The organism is Streptomyces sp. IMTB 2501 (assembly GCF_001953885.1).
Classification (GTDB): domain Bacteria; phylum Actinomycetota; class Actinomycetes; order Streptomycetales; family Streptomycetaceae; genus Streptomyces.
In genome coordinates this window covers 173884-187546 of record NZ_MQUS01000011.1, presented here as the reverse complement: position 1 = coordinate 187546, position 13663 = coordinate 173884, and the positions used below count along the sequence as shown (strand labels likewise).

Annotated in this window: 17 protein-coding genes and 1 tRNA gene; 13 read left to right on the top strand and 5 right to left on the bottom strand. The window is 71.5% G+C overall.

All coding sequences use genetic code 11. From position 1 onward, the window contains the following. Nucleotides 1-50: 50 nt before the first annotated feature. The 4 genes from AV521_RS20795 to AV521_RS20780 are packed head-to-tail and all read right to left on the bottom strand — an operon-like array spanning nucleotide 51 to nucleotide 4171. Nucleotides 51-812, bottom strand: a complete 762-nt coding sequence (locus tag AV521_RS20795; RefSeq protein WP_076089974.1) for an SDR family NAD(P)-dependent oxidoreductase — start codon at nucleotides 810-812, stop codon at nucleotides 51-53. Further along, a complete protein-coding gene (locus AV521_RS20790) occupies nucleotides 809-1288 on the bottom strand; it encodes a cupin domain-containing protein (RefSeq protein WP_076089973.1) in 480 nt (159 codons plus the stop codon). Before AV521_RS20790 ends, AV521_RS20795 begins: the two co-directional genes overlap by 4 nt. 10 nt (nucleotides 1289-1298) lie before the next feature. Further along, nucleotides 1299-1895: a GNAT family N-acetyltransferase gene (locus AV521_RS20785; protein WP_076089972.1), complete on the bottom strand. Its 597-nt coding sequence runs from the start codon at nucleotides 1893-1895 to the stop codon at nucleotides 1299-1301. Then, nucleotides 1892-4171 carry a penicillin acylase family protein gene (locus tag AV521_RS20780; protein ID WP_076089971.1) on the bottom strand — a complete coding sequence of 760 codons (2280 nt, stop codon included), beginning with the start codon at nucleotides 4169-4171 and terminating at the stop codon, nucleotides 1892-1894. The genes AV521_RS20785 and AV521_RS20780 overlap by 4 nt, the downstream gene beginning before the upstream one ends. A gap of 134 nt (nucleotides 4172-4305) precedes the next feature. On the opposite strand from AV521_RS20780, the gene AV521_RS20775 reads away from it, so the two are divergent. The 5 genes from AV521_RS20775 to AV521_RS20755 all read left to right on the top strand — a co-directional run bounded on the left by AV521_RS20775 (nucleotide 4306) and on the right by AV521_RS20755 (nucleotide 7921). Next, a complete protein-coding gene (locus AV521_RS20775) occupies nucleotides 4306-4902 on the top strand; it encodes an HhH-GPD-type base excision DNA repair protein (protein ID WP_076089970.1) in 597 nt (198 codons plus the stop codon). Nucleotides 4903-5272: 370 nt separating this feature from the next. After that, nucleotides 5273-5941 carry an HdeD family acid-resistance protein gene (locus tag AV521_RS20770; RefSeq protein ID WP_076089969.1) on the top strand — a complete coding sequence of 223 codons (669 nt, stop codon included), beginning with the start codon at nucleotides 5273-5275 and terminating at the stop codon, nucleotides 5939-5941. Nucleotides 5942-6038: 97 nt separating this feature from the next. Further along, nucleotides 6039-6359 (top strand): hypothetical protein, encoded by a 321-nt coding sequence (locus AV521_RS49365; RefSeq protein WP_076089968.1) that lies wholly within the window; start codon nucleotides 6039-6041, stop codon nucleotides 6357-6359. Between the two features lie 524 nt (nucleotides 6360-6883). Next, entirely contained in the window at nucleotides 6884-7180 is a 297-nt protein-coding gene (locus AV521_RS20760; protein ID WP_003999914.1) for a type II toxin-antitoxin system VapB family antitoxin, read from the top strand. Between the two features lie 105 nt (nucleotides 7181-7285). Continuing rightward, on the top strand, nucleotides 7286-7921 hold the full coding sequence (locus tag AV521_RS20755) for a LytR C-terminal domain-containing protein (protein ID WP_076089967.1): 636 nt from the start codon (nucleotides 7286-7288) through the stop codon (nucleotides 7919-7921). 137 nt (nucleotides 7922-8058) lie between these two features. Here AV521_RS20755 and upp read toward each other — a convergent pair whose 3' ends face one another. Then, complete coding sequence (upp, locus tag AV521_RS20750; protein ID WP_076090043.1) at nucleotides 8059-8694, bottom strand: uracil phosphoribosyltransferase; 636 nt, start codon at nucleotides 8692-8694, stop codon at nucleotides 8059-8061. A gap of 94 nt (nucleotides 8695-8788) precedes the next feature. Here upp and AV521_RS20745 point away from each other — a divergent pair, with 94 nt between their 5' ends. The 8 genes from AV521_RS20745 to AV521_RS20710 all read left to right on the top strand — a co-directional run bounded on the left by AV521_RS20745 (nucleotide 8789) and on the right by AV521_RS20710 (nucleotide 13642). Next, nucleotides 8789-9013, top strand: a complete 225-nt coding sequence (locus AV521_RS20745) for a hypothetical protein (protein ID WP_076089966.1) — start codon at nucleotides 8789-8791, stop codon at nucleotides 9011-9013. Nucleotides 9014-9348: 335 nt separating this feature from the next. After that, a complete protein-coding gene (locus AV521_RS20740; RefSeq protein ID WP_076089965.1) occupies nucleotides 9349-9882 on the top strand; it encodes a hypothetical protein in 534 nt (177 codons plus the stop codon). Between the two features lie 56 nt (nucleotides 9883-9938). Next, nucleotides 9939-10370 (top strand): tRNA adenosine(34) deaminase TadA, encoded by a 432-nt coding sequence (gene tadA, locus AV521_RS20735; protein ID WP_076089964.1) that lies wholly within the window; start codon nucleotides 9939-9941, stop codon nucleotides 10368-10370. A gap of 69 nt (nucleotides 10371-10439) precedes the next feature. Continuing rightward, a tRNA-Ser gene (locus AV521_RS20730) sits at nucleotides 10440-10524 on the top strand. Between the two features lie 314 nt (nucleotides 10525-10838). Beyond that, a complete protein-coding gene (locus AV521_RS20725; RefSeq protein ID WP_023548835.1) occupies nucleotides 10839-11018 on the top strand; it encodes a hypothetical protein in 180 nt (59 codons plus the stop codon). A gap of 10 nt (nucleotides 11019-11028) precedes the next feature. Next, complete coding sequence (locus AV521_RS20720; protein ID WP_076089963.1) at nucleotides 11029-11322, top strand: Dabb family protein; 294 nt, start codon at nucleotides 11029-11031, stop codon at nucleotides 11320-11322. A 155-nt stretch (nucleotides 11323-11477) separates the two neighbouring features. Further along, the gene (locus tag AV521_RS20715; protein ID WP_076089962.1) at nucleotides 11478-12368 is read left to right on the top strand and encodes an RNA polymerase sigma factor SigF; all 891 of its coding nucleotides are present in this window, start codon (nucleotides 11478-11480) and stop codon (nucleotides 12366-12368) included. Between the two features lie 335 nt (nucleotides 12369-12703). After that, complete coding sequence (locus tag AV521_RS20710; protein WP_076089961.1) at nucleotides 12704-13642, top strand: RNA polymerase sigma factor SigF; 939 nt, start codon at nucleotides 12704-12706, stop codon at nucleotides 13640-13642. The last annotated feature ends 21 nt before the right edge of the window (nucleotides 13643-13663 follow it).

Below are 13663 nucleotides of genomic sequence, written 5' to 3'. Positions count from 1 at the left end.
GCCTCCGTGTACGTGCCTCCCCGTAGGTACGGAGAGATCGGCCGCGTTGCTCACCAGGTCGGACGGGCCGAGACACCGCCGTCCACGGTCAGGTCGTGGCCGGTGATCCAGCGCGCGAGCGACGAGGCCAGGAAGACGCAGGCGTCGGCCACGTCCTCGGGGCGGCCCAGGCGGCCGGTGGGGGCGGCGGCCAGCCAGCGGCGTACGCCGTCCGGCCAGGCATCCGCCAGGCCCTCCCGGTCGATCAGGCCGGGCGAGACGGTGTTGACGCGGATGCCGTCGGGCCCGTACTCCAGGGCGGCCGCGCGGGCGTGCATGACCACCGCCGCCTTGGCCGCGCTGTAGTGGGCGTGGCCGGGCGCGGGGTGGGCGGCCTCGATGGAGGCGATGTGGGTGACGGTGCCGCCGCCGTATGCGCGCATGTGCGCCGCCGCGGCCTGGGTGCAGGTGAAGACACTGGTGAGATCGGTGTCCACGACCGTCCGCCACTCGGCCGCCGTCATGCCGGGCAGGGGCTGGACCGGCTGGACGGCCGCGTTGTTGACGAGGGCGGTGAGCCGGCCGCCGGACCAGTCCGTCACCTCCCGGACCAGGCGGTGGCAGGCCACCTCGTCCGTCAGATCCGCCTGGAGTACGACGGCATGGCCGCCGGACTCCCGGATTTCTGCCGCCACTTCACCGGCCGGTTCCACCGCCGTACGGCAGTGGACGGCCACCGCCGCGCCCTGCTCGGCGAAACGCAGGGCGATGGCGCGGCCGATGCCGCCGCCCGCGCCGGTCACCAGCGCCGTCTGTCCGTCGAGGAGGTTCATGTACGGCAGAGTTCCGTGATCCGGGCGGCTTGCGACGGATATCGCGCCGTCAGTTCGGCCGCGTCCCCGTGTTCGTAGTCCGCCTCCGTGTAACCGGGAGCCATCGTGGTGCCGAAGAGGGTCCAGGCGCCGCCCGGTGCGACGCGGGCGCCCATCCAGGTGTGGGCCGGCACGGTGAACTGTACGTGCTGGCCGGACAGCGGGGCGGGGCCTAGGACGGCGGTGCGGGTGGTGCCGTCGGGGGCGAGCAGCAGGAGGTGGAGCGGGTCACCGAGGTAGAAGTGCCAGATCTCGTCGGTGGGCAGGCGGTGCAGCGCCGAGTAGTCGTCCGCGGTGAGCAGGACGACGATGGCGGAGCCCTCGGGACGGCCGTCCGGGCGTAGCGGCCCCGCCCAGGTACGCCGGTACAGGCCGCCTTCCCGGGGGAGGGGTTCGAGTCCGTAGTGCGCGATCAGCGCTTCGGGCGTCGTCGTCACCCGAGGAAGGCTAGGGCCTGGCCACCGCCCGTTCCAGGAAGGCGAGTTGGGCGTGCTTCTCCGGCAGGTACACGTCGGGGACGTCCACCTCGGGCAGGACGACCGCCGGGCCGCGCACGAAGCCCTGGCGTTCGAAGCGGGCGATCGCCCTGGTGTTGCGCACGTCCGGGTCGGCCACGAGCCGGCGCCGGTCCAGGGCCCGCAGCGCGTACGTCGTCATCGCGGTCAGCAGCGCGGACGTCCACCCGGGGCGCGGGCCGTCGGGGCCGGCGGGGGCGAGGAGGACGTGGACGCCGAGGTCGCCGGGGCGTACGTCGTAGCACTCGCCGACCCGGTCGGCGGCGGGCTCGTACGTCTGGAACAGGGCGGCGGGTGTGCCGTCCACGGTGACCAGGTGGGCGTGGTGGGTGTCGAGGCCGGCCATGTGGGCGTAGATCTCGGCGACCTGGTCCCGGGTGAGGCCGTTCATGCCCCAGAAGACGGCGCGTTCCTCACTGACCCAGCGGTGGACCACGTCCGCGTCGGACGCCGGGTCGAGGGGGTGGACGCGGACGGTGCCGAAGTCGGGGACGTGCTGTTCGAAGAGGTGGGTGCGGTGGTCGGTCATCGGGGTTCCTCGGTGCGTTCCAGCAGGGTCAGCAGGGTCCAGTCGGTGACTACGGGGGCCAGTTCTCCCTTGTGCCACAAGGGCAGTTGGTCGTGGTGGTGGGGCGCGCCGGGGACGCCGTCGGCGCCGAAGGGGACCACCCAGCGGCTGCCCGCGCGGTCGGCGAGGTCCCAGACGTAACGGGCGGCCGGGCCGCGGGCCGCACGGTCGGTGAGGCCGGGGACGGCGGAGGTGCACAGCACGCAGTCGTGGTCACCGGCGAGCCCGGGTTCGTCGTGCGACTCCCCCGGCAGCGCGCGCCAGGCGGCGAGGCGGTGGGTGTCGGACCAGGTGCCGGACGGCGGGGCTGCGGCGATCTCCTCAAGGGCCGCTCGTACGACGGCCGGGCGATCGATGCCGTACAACTCCTCGGCGCGCAGCAGGTGTTCGAGGGCGTGTCCGATCCGCGGGACGAGGGCCAGCCAGGGGAGCAGGACCTCGGGGTAGGCCGGGGGTTCGGCGAGCGGGGCGAAGACCGGGTGCGCGGCGAGCCGGCGTACGACCGCGCCGCGTACCGCCGCGTAGGCGGCCGCGTCGGTGCTGTCGGCGTCCATGCGCCGGTTCCAGGCGAGCAGGCGGTCACGGAGGCGGGCCGCCTCGGGGGTGAGGGCGTCCAGGGCGGCGAGATGGCCGAGGAGGGGCGCGGCGGAGGCGAGGTGGGTGTCGGTGTGGATCGCCGGCATGGCGTCGGCGGTCCAGGTGCGGTGGGCGTCGAGGAGGGTACGGATGCGGTCGGCGCGGTGCGGTGGGGCGAACTCGACGCCGAGGGGGGTGGCGAGGCCGCGCTGGTTGGCCATCACGGCGATGTCGTCGTGCACGGGTGCGTAGGGCGTCTTGTGCCAGCCGTGCCAGTCGTGGCCGGGGTGCCAGGCGGGGACGGGGTGAAGGCGGTTGGCCCGGGCGCGGACGGGGACGCGGCCGGCGACGCGGTGGAGGGTGGCGCCGGTGGTGTCGGCGGCCTGTACGACGTTGACGGGCTCGGCCCAGTGGTCCAGGGCACGGTCGATGTCGGCGACCGTGCGGGCACGAAGGAGGGGGAGGAGAGCGCTGAAGCCGAGGTCCTCGGTGACGCGGGGTGGGTAACGCAGGGCCAGGGCAGTGTGCCCACCCGCGTCACCCGTACTGCTCCTGCCGGGTGCGAGCGGCCCCGGTGGGGCGTCCTCGCCATCGGCGGCCCGCGGGGCGTGGTCGGCGACACCCGCCTGCGGGCCCCGATCCGTTTCGGTTCCGGCTGCCGCGGACTTCAGACCCTCCGGTCCCGCGGTGCCCACCGGCTCCCGGTTCCCCTCGGCGCCGACGACCCCGGCCACCAGCCCCTCCGGCCCCCCGGCGATCACCGGGCCCCTCTCCGTCTCGATCACCTCGATCTCAAGAGGCGGCTCTCCCGCGATGTCCACGGTCTCCGTGTGGCGGGTGGCCCGGTGCCAGAGGCCGTCCGGGGCGAGGGACTCGATGCCCGCGCCTGTACGGCGCAGGCGTTCGCGGTAGAGGTCCTGGTAGTCGGCCATGGCGTTGGTGATGGCCCAGGCGGCCGTGCCGGTGTGGCCGAAGTGGGCGATGCCGGGGACGCCGGGCACGGCGAGGCCGACGACGTCGAACTCGGGACAGGAGAGGTGGATCTGCTGGTAGACCCCGGGATCCTCGATGAAGCGGTGCGGGTCGCCGGCGATCAGGGCGTGCCCGGTGGCGGTGCGGGCGCCGGGGACGAGCCAGCCGTTGCTGCCGGCCGTGCCGGGGCCGTCGGTGGCGAACAGGCCGACCGCGTCGGGGCCGAGGTGCCGTATCGCCTGTTCCCGCCAGAGCTTGGCAGGGAAGCCGGCGAACAGGATGTGGGTGGCGAGCCAGATACCGAGCGGGGTCCAGGGCTGCCACCCGCCGGGCATCAGGCCGGTGCGGGCGAATTCGGGCGCCCGGCGGGCACCGGTCGGCAGGCCCTCGTTGACACCGTCGACGTAGGCACGGACCCAGTCGGCCGTCTCGGGGTCCCGGCGTTCCAGCGCGGCGAAGCAGCGGCGGGCGGTGTCGTCGAGTCGGGCCCGGCGGGCCAGGACGTCCCAGGAGAGGGCGTCCGCGCCGAGGAAGGACGCCGAGGTGCCCTGGGAGCGGTGGCGCTCGACCTCCAGCTGCCAGGCGCGGTCCAGGGCGGTCACCCGGCCCTGCGCTCGGGCCAGTTCGAGGACGCTGGAGGCCCGTAGATGGGGGATGCCCCAGGCGTCGCGGTACGTCTCGATGGTCACCCGGAGCTCCTCCGCTTTAGGTTAGCCTTGCCTAAGTTTCCTGTGAAGGGATCGTACGCGAGGGGTGGAGAGGACAGGACATGGGGCGGGGTACCCCGGCTGCGCCGGGCGCACGGCCGGGCGATCATCGACGCATGGACGTCACCCTGCACCTCTCCCAGGATCCCGAGGCCGACGCGCTGCTCGGGCGCTCGCCGCTCGCCGCGCTGGTGGGCATGCTGCTCGACCAGCAGGTCCCGATGGAGTGGGCGTTCAAGGGGCCCCGGACCATCGCCGACCGGCTCGGCGCGGACGCCGCCGGGGACCTCGACGCGCACGACATCGCCGCGATGGACCCGGAGGCCTTCGCCGCGCTGCTCTCCGAGAAGCCGGCCGTCCACCGCTACCCGGGCTCCATGGCCAAGCGCATCCAGGAGCTGTGCCAGTACCTCGTGGAGCACTACGACGGGGACGCGGAGTCGGTCTGGCGGGGCGTGGGCAGCGGCGCCGAGTTGCTGAAGCGGCTGGGAGACCTGCCCGGGTTCGGCAAGCAGAAGGCCCAGATCTTTCTCGCGCTGCTCGGCAAGCAGCTCGGCGTCACACCCCAGGGCTGGCGCGAGGCCGCGGGCGCCTACGGCGAGCCGCAGTCCTTCCGCTCCGTCGCCGACATCACCGGGCCCGAGTCACTGGCCAAGGTGCGTGCACACAAGCAGGAGATGAAGGCGAAGGCCTCCGGCAAGTCAGGGCGATGACTGTGCGGGTGGGTGCGGCGTGTTGTTCGCTGCGGGCGCGGTGTGGCCTGTCGGGCCCGCGCGGCGGCAGCCGCATGTCAGGCACAGCCCCGCGCCCCCGGTGCCGCGGCAGGCAACGTCTGCCCGTCAAGGAGCGGCGTCCGGTGCGTGTTCTCGGCGTGCCGGCCCGAGGCCGTACCCGATGGGCTGGGCGTACGTGGGCTTTCGGCGGGTGCGGCGAGAGGGCGCGCCGGGCGTCGCGACGGGGCGAACGGTGCCTGTTGGGGCACTGGGCAGGCATGGTCGCCCTGACGCGAAGGCACCCCCGGGGCATCACCCGAACAGCCCCTTCCCGATGGCACCGCCGCCCCCCGCGGTCACAGCATGGAGCATGACCGAGGCACCGAACAGCGGTCCGGACTGGGGCCGCGAGTATGACGACCGGAAGGTCCACGCGACACCGCCGCCGGGTGAACGGCACGAGCCCGAGCCTCCGTTCGAGGGGCCCCTGCACGCCCTGTCCAAGGCTGCCTGGCAGGTGGTCCTGGGCACCGGCATCGCCTCGCTGATCCTCGGCGTCCTGGTGCTCGTCTGGCCCGGCGCCTCCCTGCTCGCCGCCGGCGTCCTCTTCGGCCTCTACCTCGTCATCAGCGGCATCTTCCAGCTGGCCTCCGCCTTCGGCACGCACATGGCGACCTCGCTGCGCGTACTGGCGTTCATCAGCGGCGCCCTGTCGATCATGCTCGGCCTGTTCTGCTTCCGCGGGCCCATGCAGTCGATCCTGCTGCTCGCCCTGTGGATCGGCATCGGCTGGCTGATCCGCGGGATCACCCAGACCCTGGCCGCCCTGCACGACTCCCGGATGCCCGGCCGCGGCTGGCAGATCTTCCTCGGGGTCATCACCTTCATCGCCGGGATCGTGCTCATCGACTCGCCGTTCCGGTCGGTCGCCGTGCTGACCCTCGTCGCCGGCATCTGGCTGGTCGTCGTGGGCCTCACCGAGATCGTCACCGCGTTCAGCATCCGCAGCCGGGCCAAGGCAATCCCGCGGACGCTGTGAACACCGACGTCAACCCCGTGCCTCGCGCGTACGCCGCGCGGGCGGATATCGCGCCCCGCATGCTGCACTCCCCGCCCGTCCCGGGGATACCCCTGCCGTGAGCGGGATCGCGGGCCTGACCCGCAGCCGGACCTGGCTGCGGGTGCTCGCGCTGCTCCTCGCCCTGTGGGTGCCCTGTATCCACGCCCAGGCCCAGGCGGCCCCCGCGCTGGGCCTGTCGGCCGAGGCCTTCGAGCACGAGGTCCTCGACTCACTCGTACGGCCGCCCGACAGCGCCCTCCACCAGGCCGACGCGCCCGAGCGCCCCGCGCCCCTCTCCGACCCGGCGCCGGTCCGGCCGACGGCCCGGCTGTGCGCCGGCGCGCCCCGGGTGCCGTACGCCCCTTCCTTGCTCCGCACGGTGGTCCTGCGCTGCTGACAGACCCGCGCCCCCACGAAAGGGCACCGCGCAAGGTCAGTCAGACGCAAGGAGCACAGCCATGCCCATGGATCCGTATGCCGTCCTGCGTGCCCTGGTGCGCGCGGAGGCCAGGCGTGCCACGGCACCCAGGCCGGAACAGAAGGAAGAACCGCGGCGGACACCCGAGGAACGAAACCGCTGAACCGGCACCGGCGGGGGCGGCCCACCACCCCCGCCAGGCCGTGCCGGACCGGTCCACAGCCTGTGCACAACGGCCGTGACGCGCGGACAGGGTCGGCCGTACGGAGGAAATCCGCCGTGTCGAACTCCGGCTTTCCGAACTACCCGGAGGCGCCCTTCCCTGCCTCGGCGGGGGGCGCGGCGGCGCTCCGAGAGGTGGCGGGCGACACGGTCTCGCTGTCACTCATCTCGGCCACCTGCTCCCGATAGAGGCGCTTTTGCTCCTTTTGGCGCATCTTTTCAAGCGTCGCACTCCGCCGCCATGGCTGCGCCCGGAACGTCTTGACCGGTAGGCTTTCCGTGTGATCTTCAAGCGCATCGGAAACGGCCGGCCGTACCCCGACCACGGCCGGGAAAGCACCCGGCAGTGGGCGGACGTCGCGCCGCGCCCGGTCCGCCTCGATCAGCTCGTGACGACCAAGGGGCAGCTCGACCTGGAGACCCTGCTGGCCGAGGACTCGACGTTCTACGGCGACCTCTTCGCCCACGTCGTGAAGTGGCAGGGTGACCTCTATCTGGAGGACGGGCTGCACCGCGCGGTCCGCGCCGCCCTCCAGCAGCGCCAGGTGCTGCACGCACGCGTGCTCGAACTCGACTGACCCGACGCGACACGGCCGTTGGCCTTTGACCCTTTCGGGTTCCGCTGAGCGGCATCGACTGATCATCTAATAGGCATCGTCGCTCAGGCGCACTACGCTGCGCCCATGAGCATGCTGACTCCCCCCGGCATGGGCGGCCAGTACCGGATCACGGGGGACAAATACCCTCGGATGCGTCCGCCGCGCCGACGCGGCAGGCTCGTCGCCGCCGTGGTGGCGTCCGTCGCCGTGCTCGGCCTGATCGGCTGGGGCACCCTGCAGCTCATCGACGTCTTCACCGGCGGCACCAAGAAGACGGCGACTGCCGGCACCAAGGAGGACTGCCGGACCAGGGCCTCGACGGCGGCCAGGGGCACGGCCCTGCCCAAGCCGGGCGAGATCACCGTGAACGTCTACAACGCCACGAACCGCGCCGGCCTCGCCAAGGACACCGCGGACGCGCTCAAGAAACGCGGCTTCAAGATCGGCGACGTCGGCAACGCGAGCAACGACTACGACAAGAAGGTGAAGAACGCCGGGGTCCTGCTCGGCCCGCCCTCGGCCCAGAACACCTCACTGGCGGTCCTGGGCACCCAGCTGACCGGCGCCCAGCAGCGCACCGACGCCACCCGCAAGGGCCCCGACCTCGACCTCATCCTCGGCGACACCTTCAAGGGCCTGGCCCAGCCGACAGCCGCCGACCAGGCCCTGACGGCCCTGACCGCCACGAAGCCGACGGCTCCTGCGCAGAAGAGCTGCTGACCGGCGCCCCCAAGGGGCGCGTGGAACCGCGCGACCGACCACAACACAGCCGCACCCGCGAACGGCGCCGAAGCCGCACCCCACTGGGCGCAAAACGCACCCCACTGGGCGCAAAAAACGACAGTCAGGCGCAAAAACTACTCAGCCGCGCCATAGAGCCGATCCCCGGCGTCGCCCAGCCCCGGCACGATGTACCCGTGCTCATTGAGGTGGTCGTCCACCGCGGCCGTCACCACCGTCACCGGCGTCCCCGCCAGCTCCCGCTCCATGACCTCGACGCCTTCCGGCGCGGCCAGCAGCACCACCGCGGTCACGTCGTCGGCCCCCCGCTTGATCAGCTCCTGGATCGCCGCGACCAGGGTGCCCCCCGTGGCCAGCATCGGGTCCAGGACGTACACCTGACGGCCCGAGAGGTCCTCCGGCATACGCGAGGCGTACGTGGAGGCCTGCAGCGTCTCCTCGTTGCGGATCATGCCCAGGAAGCCGACCTCGGCGGTCGGCAGCAGCCGCACCATGCCGTCCAGCATGCCGAGGCCGGCGCGCAGGATCGGCACGACCAGCGGACGCGGACGGGCGAGCTTGACGCCCGTCGTCCGCGCGACCGGGGTCTGGACGTCGACGGCCTCGGTGCGCACGTCCCGCGTGGCCTCATAGGCGAGCAGGGTGACCAGTTCGTCGGCGAGCCGGCGGAAGGTCGCGGAGTCGGTGCGCTGGTCGCGCAGGGTGGTGAGCTTGTGGGCGACCAGGGGGTGGTCGACGACGTGGAGACGCATGCCCATAACGGTACCTGCGCTCAGGGCCCCCTGATGCTGGCGTCAAACCGCCCATCCGAGGGAAAGTGGGAGGGACGGACTGGGGTGGTGTGACGTGCCTGACCTGCCTGACCTTCCGAAGCACGCGCCCGGGGACACCGGCGAGCCCGCGATACGCGAGACCGACGCACCCGAGACGGATGCCGAGCGACGGCGGCGGCGCGCCCAGTTCCTGCGTGACCTCGCCGAGGCCCGTGAGCTGCGCGCCCGGGTGCAGCCGCGACGCGCCAAGGCCGCCCGGCTGCGGCACGCGATGCGCATGCGGACGTTCCGCTGGTAGTCCGCCCGAAGGGGGAAAGCGCTTGGGCAAGGCCCGGTAAGAAAAGTTCTGGGTGAGGAAGATCCACGCCCGTGGCGGAGTTTGCGTGGTGGGCGTGCGTGAGTGCCTGGCAAAGCCGCGTACGATCCGCAGGTGGCGGGAACGAGCGGTCGGTTGCGTCGATGACAGATCCACGATCGAAACAGCCAGACACAGGGAGCCGAAGACGTCCCCTGAAAGCCATGTTTCTGCCACGATTCCGAGTGGGTGGGGCTCGGAGCCCAGCTCTCTCCGCCCAAGTACCTCCGCCGGGGGGACCCCCAACCGGCACGCCTATGACCAGTGGGAGAGTCACGGTGTACTTCGCCGCACTGCTCGCGCGCACCGAAGACGGGTGGGAAGCGAGCGACACAGAGCTCGACGATGTGGAGACCTTGTCGGATCTGGCCGACCTGGCCCGGGAAGCCTCTCCCGACGACGACACGGTGCTCGTCCTGATCGAGCAGGAGGACGCCTGGTTCGGCGTCGTCCGCGTGGACGGCGAGGACGACCCTCGCATCTACGTCTCGGACGCCGCCGCCGCCCAGCGCAGCGCGTACGGCGAGCTGCTGCTCACCGACGAGCTGCTCGGCCGGGAGCCGGGCGCCGACGACGTCGACGACCTGGACTCCCTCGACCTCGACGGCACGGAGGACGGCGAGTCCGAGTCCGACGAGGACGACGAGGAGGGCACCGGCGACGCGGTCCCGCACAGCCCGGTGGGCGACAGCCAGATCCTCGACGACCTGGGCATCAGCGAGAAGGAGCTGCGCGCCCTGGACGCCGACGACGCGCTGAGCTCGATCGCCGAGGCCCTGGGTGCCTCGGAGGTGCTGGAGACCGTCCGCTGACCATCGACGACACGGCTGCCGCGGCGGACCCGGTACGCGACCGCTGGCGGGCGGCGATGCGACGCGCCCTGGACGAGGCCGAACGGGCCGTCCGGGGTGGGGACGTCCCCGTCGGCGCCGTCGTGCTGTCCCCGGACGGTACGACGGTGCTCGCCGCCGGGCACAACGAACGCGAGGCCACCGGCGATCCCACGGCCCACGCGGAGATCCTCGCGATCCGGCGGGCCGCGGCCACGCTCGGTCAGTGGCGGCTGTCCGACTGCACGCTCGTGGTCACCCTGGAGCCGTGCACGATGTGCGCCGGCGCGATCGTCCAGTCCCGTGTCGACCGGGTCGTCTACGGCGCCCGGGACGAGAAGGCGGGTGCGGCGGGCTCGCTGTGGGACGTGATCCGCGACCGTCGGCTCAATCACCGTCCAGAGGTCGTCGAGGGCGTACTCGCGACGGAGTCCGCCCGGCTTCTCACCGACTTCTTCCGGGACCGGTGACAGGACCGGTCACGGGACCGCCGAATTCCGATTTCGAACCATGCCCCACCTTGCTGTAAGGTCTCCCTCGGTAGCGTGTCCGAGCGGCCGAAGGAGCTCGCCTCGAAAGCGAGTGTGGCGCAAGTCACCGAGGGTTCAAATCCCTCCGCTACCGCTCGAAGAAGGGCCCCGTCGGAAGACGGGGCCCTTCTTACGTCCTGAGGAAGGGACGCAGGGGACCGGACCCTCAAGTGCGCGCCGCCGTCGGGGGGATGCGCGGCCCGCACCCCGCAGTCGGGGTCCCGTCCCCGCCCCCGCGGATTCCTGCCGGACCCGCCGGGTTCTCTCCATCGTGCACCGCGCGGCAGCCGACCGGGCCCGGCAAAAGACCTCGGACGGCGGGCCGTTGGTCCCTAAAAGGGGCATGAAGGTTACACTCGCCGCCGGCAGCAGGGCGCCCGCAGGGCATACACCACAGGGGAGGCCGCGGTGGCGGTGAACGCCAAGAAGATCGCCATATACGTGCTCGTGGTCTTCTGTCTGTACGTGATCATCACGGACCCGCCCAAGGCGGCCCACTACGTCCAGATAGTCTTCGAGGGCATATCGGACGCCGCCAAGGCCGTGGGCAACTTCATGACCTGGGTCGCCAACGGAGGAAAGAGCTGAGGTACATCCCATGATCCGCCATCTGGTCCTCTTCAAGCTCAACGAGGGCGTCGAGCGCGACGATCCGCGGGTCGTGGCGGGGGTGGAGGCCTTCCGGGCCCTCGGCGGCCAGATCGAGGAGCTGCGCTTCTGGGAGTGCGGCTGGAACGTCAGCGACCGGCCCATCGCCTACGACTTCGCGATCAACTCGGCGGTCGAGGACACCGACGCCCTCAAGCGCTACCTGGAGCACCCGGCCCATCAGGCAGGGGTCACGCAGTGGCGCGAGTTCGCCACGTGGGTGATCGCCGACTACGAATTCTGAGCCTCCCGGAACCCCTCCGGAACCCCTTCGCGGGACACAGCCCTCCGCCGGAACGGCGGGGGGCTTTCGTGCGCCTTACGCCCCAACTTGTCGATGTTTGAAAACAACACGGCGTTATCTGGTGCTTGCACACAGTGCACATCTCTTGTGATGCTATGACCACTTTTGACGGATGGTTGATCGATGAAGAGGTGGCGTTGACCGTGTCGGCCAGTACTGCGCCGCCCCAGGAGGAGGCGACCACTCCTGCCCCCGCACCCGCTCCCACGGCACCCGAGAAGCGGCGTGGCGCCGACACCCGAGCCCTCACCCAGGTGCTCTTCGCCGAGCTGAAGGACCTGACGCCGGGCACGCCGGAGCACCACCGCGTGCGCGGAGCCCTGATCGAGGCGAACCTCCCGCTCGTGCGCTACGCGGCGGCCCGCTTCCGCTCCCGCAACGAGCCCATGGAGGACGTCGTCCAGGTCGGCACCATCGGCCTGATCAACGCCATCGACCGGTTCGACCCGGACCGGGGCGTGCAGTTCCCGACCTTCGCGATGCCGACCGTGGTCGGCGAGATCAAACGGTACTTCCGGGACAACGTCCGCACGGTCCACGTACCGCGCCGGCTGCACGAGCTGTGGGTGCAGGTCAACAGCGCGACCGAGGACCTCACCACGCTCTACGGCCGCTCCCCGTCCACCGCCGAGATCGCCGAGCGGCTCCGGATCAGCGAGGACGAGGTGCTGAGCTGCATCGAGGCGGGACGGTCGTACCACGCCACCTCGCTGGAGGCCGCGCAGGAGGGCGACGGACTGCCCGGCCTGCTGGACCGCATCGGCTACGAGGACCCGGCCCTGGACGGCGTGGAACACCGCGACCTGATCCGGCATCTGCTCGTCCAACTCCCCGAGCGCGAACAGAGAATCCTTCTCCTGCGCTACTACAGCAATCTCACCCAGTCTCAGATCAGCGCGGAACTCGGCGTCTCCCAGATGCATGTCTCCCGGCTCCTCGCCCGCAGCTTCCAGCGGCTCCGCTCCGCGAATCGCATCGACGCATAGAGGCCGTAGAAGCCCTCAGGACGGAGCACAGCGGGCGCACGGAAGCATGCACCGCAGCACACCCTGCATCGCAAACCCGATCGATGCCTCACCGTCGCGGGCGAATCGCTCACCAGCACAGATGCCGACAGTTCAGATCCGAAAAGGCGTCAGACCCCTTCTTTCCAGGGCCGATTCGCATCTCGCATGTCGACATGTCACTACAGCGTGTTGCCGACATGTGACATTCTGCGGGAGACGCGTTTGCCGGGCCTTCCGCTCCGGTATTCAGGTGAAGGCTGCGTTGCTCGAAAGGCGGCGCCGCCCCGACCGTCCCGCGACCCAAAGGGGGTGGCATGTCCGCAGACCAGGGCAGCTCGAAGGTGCTGACGCCCGCGAAGAGCGAGGCAGCGCCCAAGGAGCTCGACGCGCTCGACGTCCTCGACGGCATCGAGGGCGTCACGGCCCTCGACGCCGTGCCGGCCCCGCCCGCCGCGGCGGCCGCCGACATCCCGGCTCCGCCGGCTTCGGGGGACATCGACACCCGTACCCTGTCCCGCTCCCTCTTCCTGCGGCTCGCCGCCCTCGACGAGGACAGCCCGGAGCGGGCCTACGTCCGGGACACCCTGATCGAGCTGAACCTGCCGCTGGTCCGCTACGCGGCCGCGCGCTTCCGCTCCCGCAACGAGCCGATGGAGGACATCGTCCAGGTCGGCACCATCGGCCTGATCAAGGCGATCGACCGCTTCGACTGCGAACGGGGCGTGGAGTTCCCGACGTTCGCCATGCCGACGGTGGTCGGCGAGATCAAGCGCTTCTTCCGAGACACCTCCTGGTCGGTGCGCGTCCCGCGCCGGCTGCAGGAGCTGCGCCTGGCGCTGACCAAGGCGAGCGACGAGCTTTCCCAGAAGCTGGACCGCTCCCCGACGGTGACTGAGCTGGCCGCGGTGCTCGGCGTCTCCGAGGAGGACGTCGTCGACGGCCTCGCGGTCGGCAACGCCTACACCGCCTCCTCGCTGGACTCCCCGGCCCCCGAGGACGACGGCGGCGAGGGCTCCCTGGCCGACCGGCTCGGCTACGAGGACACCGCCCTGGAGGGTGTGGAGTACCGCGAGTCCCTGAAGCCCCTGCTGGCCAAACTCCCGCCCCGGGAGCGCCGGATCATCATGCTCCGCTTCTTCGCGAACATGACCCAGTCCCAGATCGGCGAGGAGGTCGGCATCTCCCAGATGCACGTCTCGCGCCTGCTGACCCGGACGCTGGCCCAGCTCCGGGAAGGCCTGATCTCGGACTGAGGCCGATCCTCGACCGAGGCT

What these genes read in the sequence shown, in the direction of transcription:
- AV521_RS20720 (WP_076089963.1), top strand. Translation starts at nt 11,029, where the DNA reads ATGATCCGCCATCTGGTCCTCTTCAAGCTCAACGAGGGCGTCGAGCGC.
- AV521_RS20785 (WP_076089972.1), bottom strand. Translation starts at nt 1,895, where the DNA reads ATGACCGACCACCGCACCCACCTCTTCGAACAGCACGTCCCCGACTTC.
- AV521_RS20795 (WP_076089974.1), bottom strand. Translation starts at nt 812, where the DNA reads ATGAACCTCCTCGACGGACAGACGGCGCTGGTGACCGGCGCGGGCGGC.
- tadA (WP_076089964.1), top strand. Translation starts at nt 9,939, where the DNA reads ATGCGACGCGCCCTGGACGAGGCCGAACGGGCCGTCCGGGGTGGGGAC.
- AV521_RS20775 (WP_076089970.1), top strand. Translation starts at nt 4,306, where the DNA reads ATGGACGTCACCCTGCACCTCTCCCAGGATCCCGAGGCCGACGCGCTG.
- AV521_RS20770 (WP_076089969.1), top strand. Translation starts at nt 5,273, where the DNA reads ATGACCGAGGCACCGAACAGCGGTCCGGACTGGGGCCGCGAGTATGAC.
- AV521_RS20715 (WP_076089962.1), top strand. Translation starts at nt 11,478, where the DNA reads ATGACCACTTTTGACGGATGGTTGATCGATGAAGAGGTGGCGTTGACC.
- AV521_RS20755 (WP_076089967.1), top strand. Translation starts at nt 7,286, where the DNA reads ATGAGCATGCTGACTCCCCCCGGCATGGGCGGCCAGTACCGGATCACG.
- upp (WP_076090043.1), bottom strand. Translation starts at nt 8,694, where the DNA reads ATGCGTCTCCACGTCGTCGACCACCCCCTGGTCGCCCACAAGCTCACC.
- AV521_RS20710 (WP_076089961.1), top strand. Translation starts at nt 12,704, where the DNA reads ATGTCCGCAGACCAGGGCAGCTCGAAGGTGCTGACGCCCGCGAAGAGC.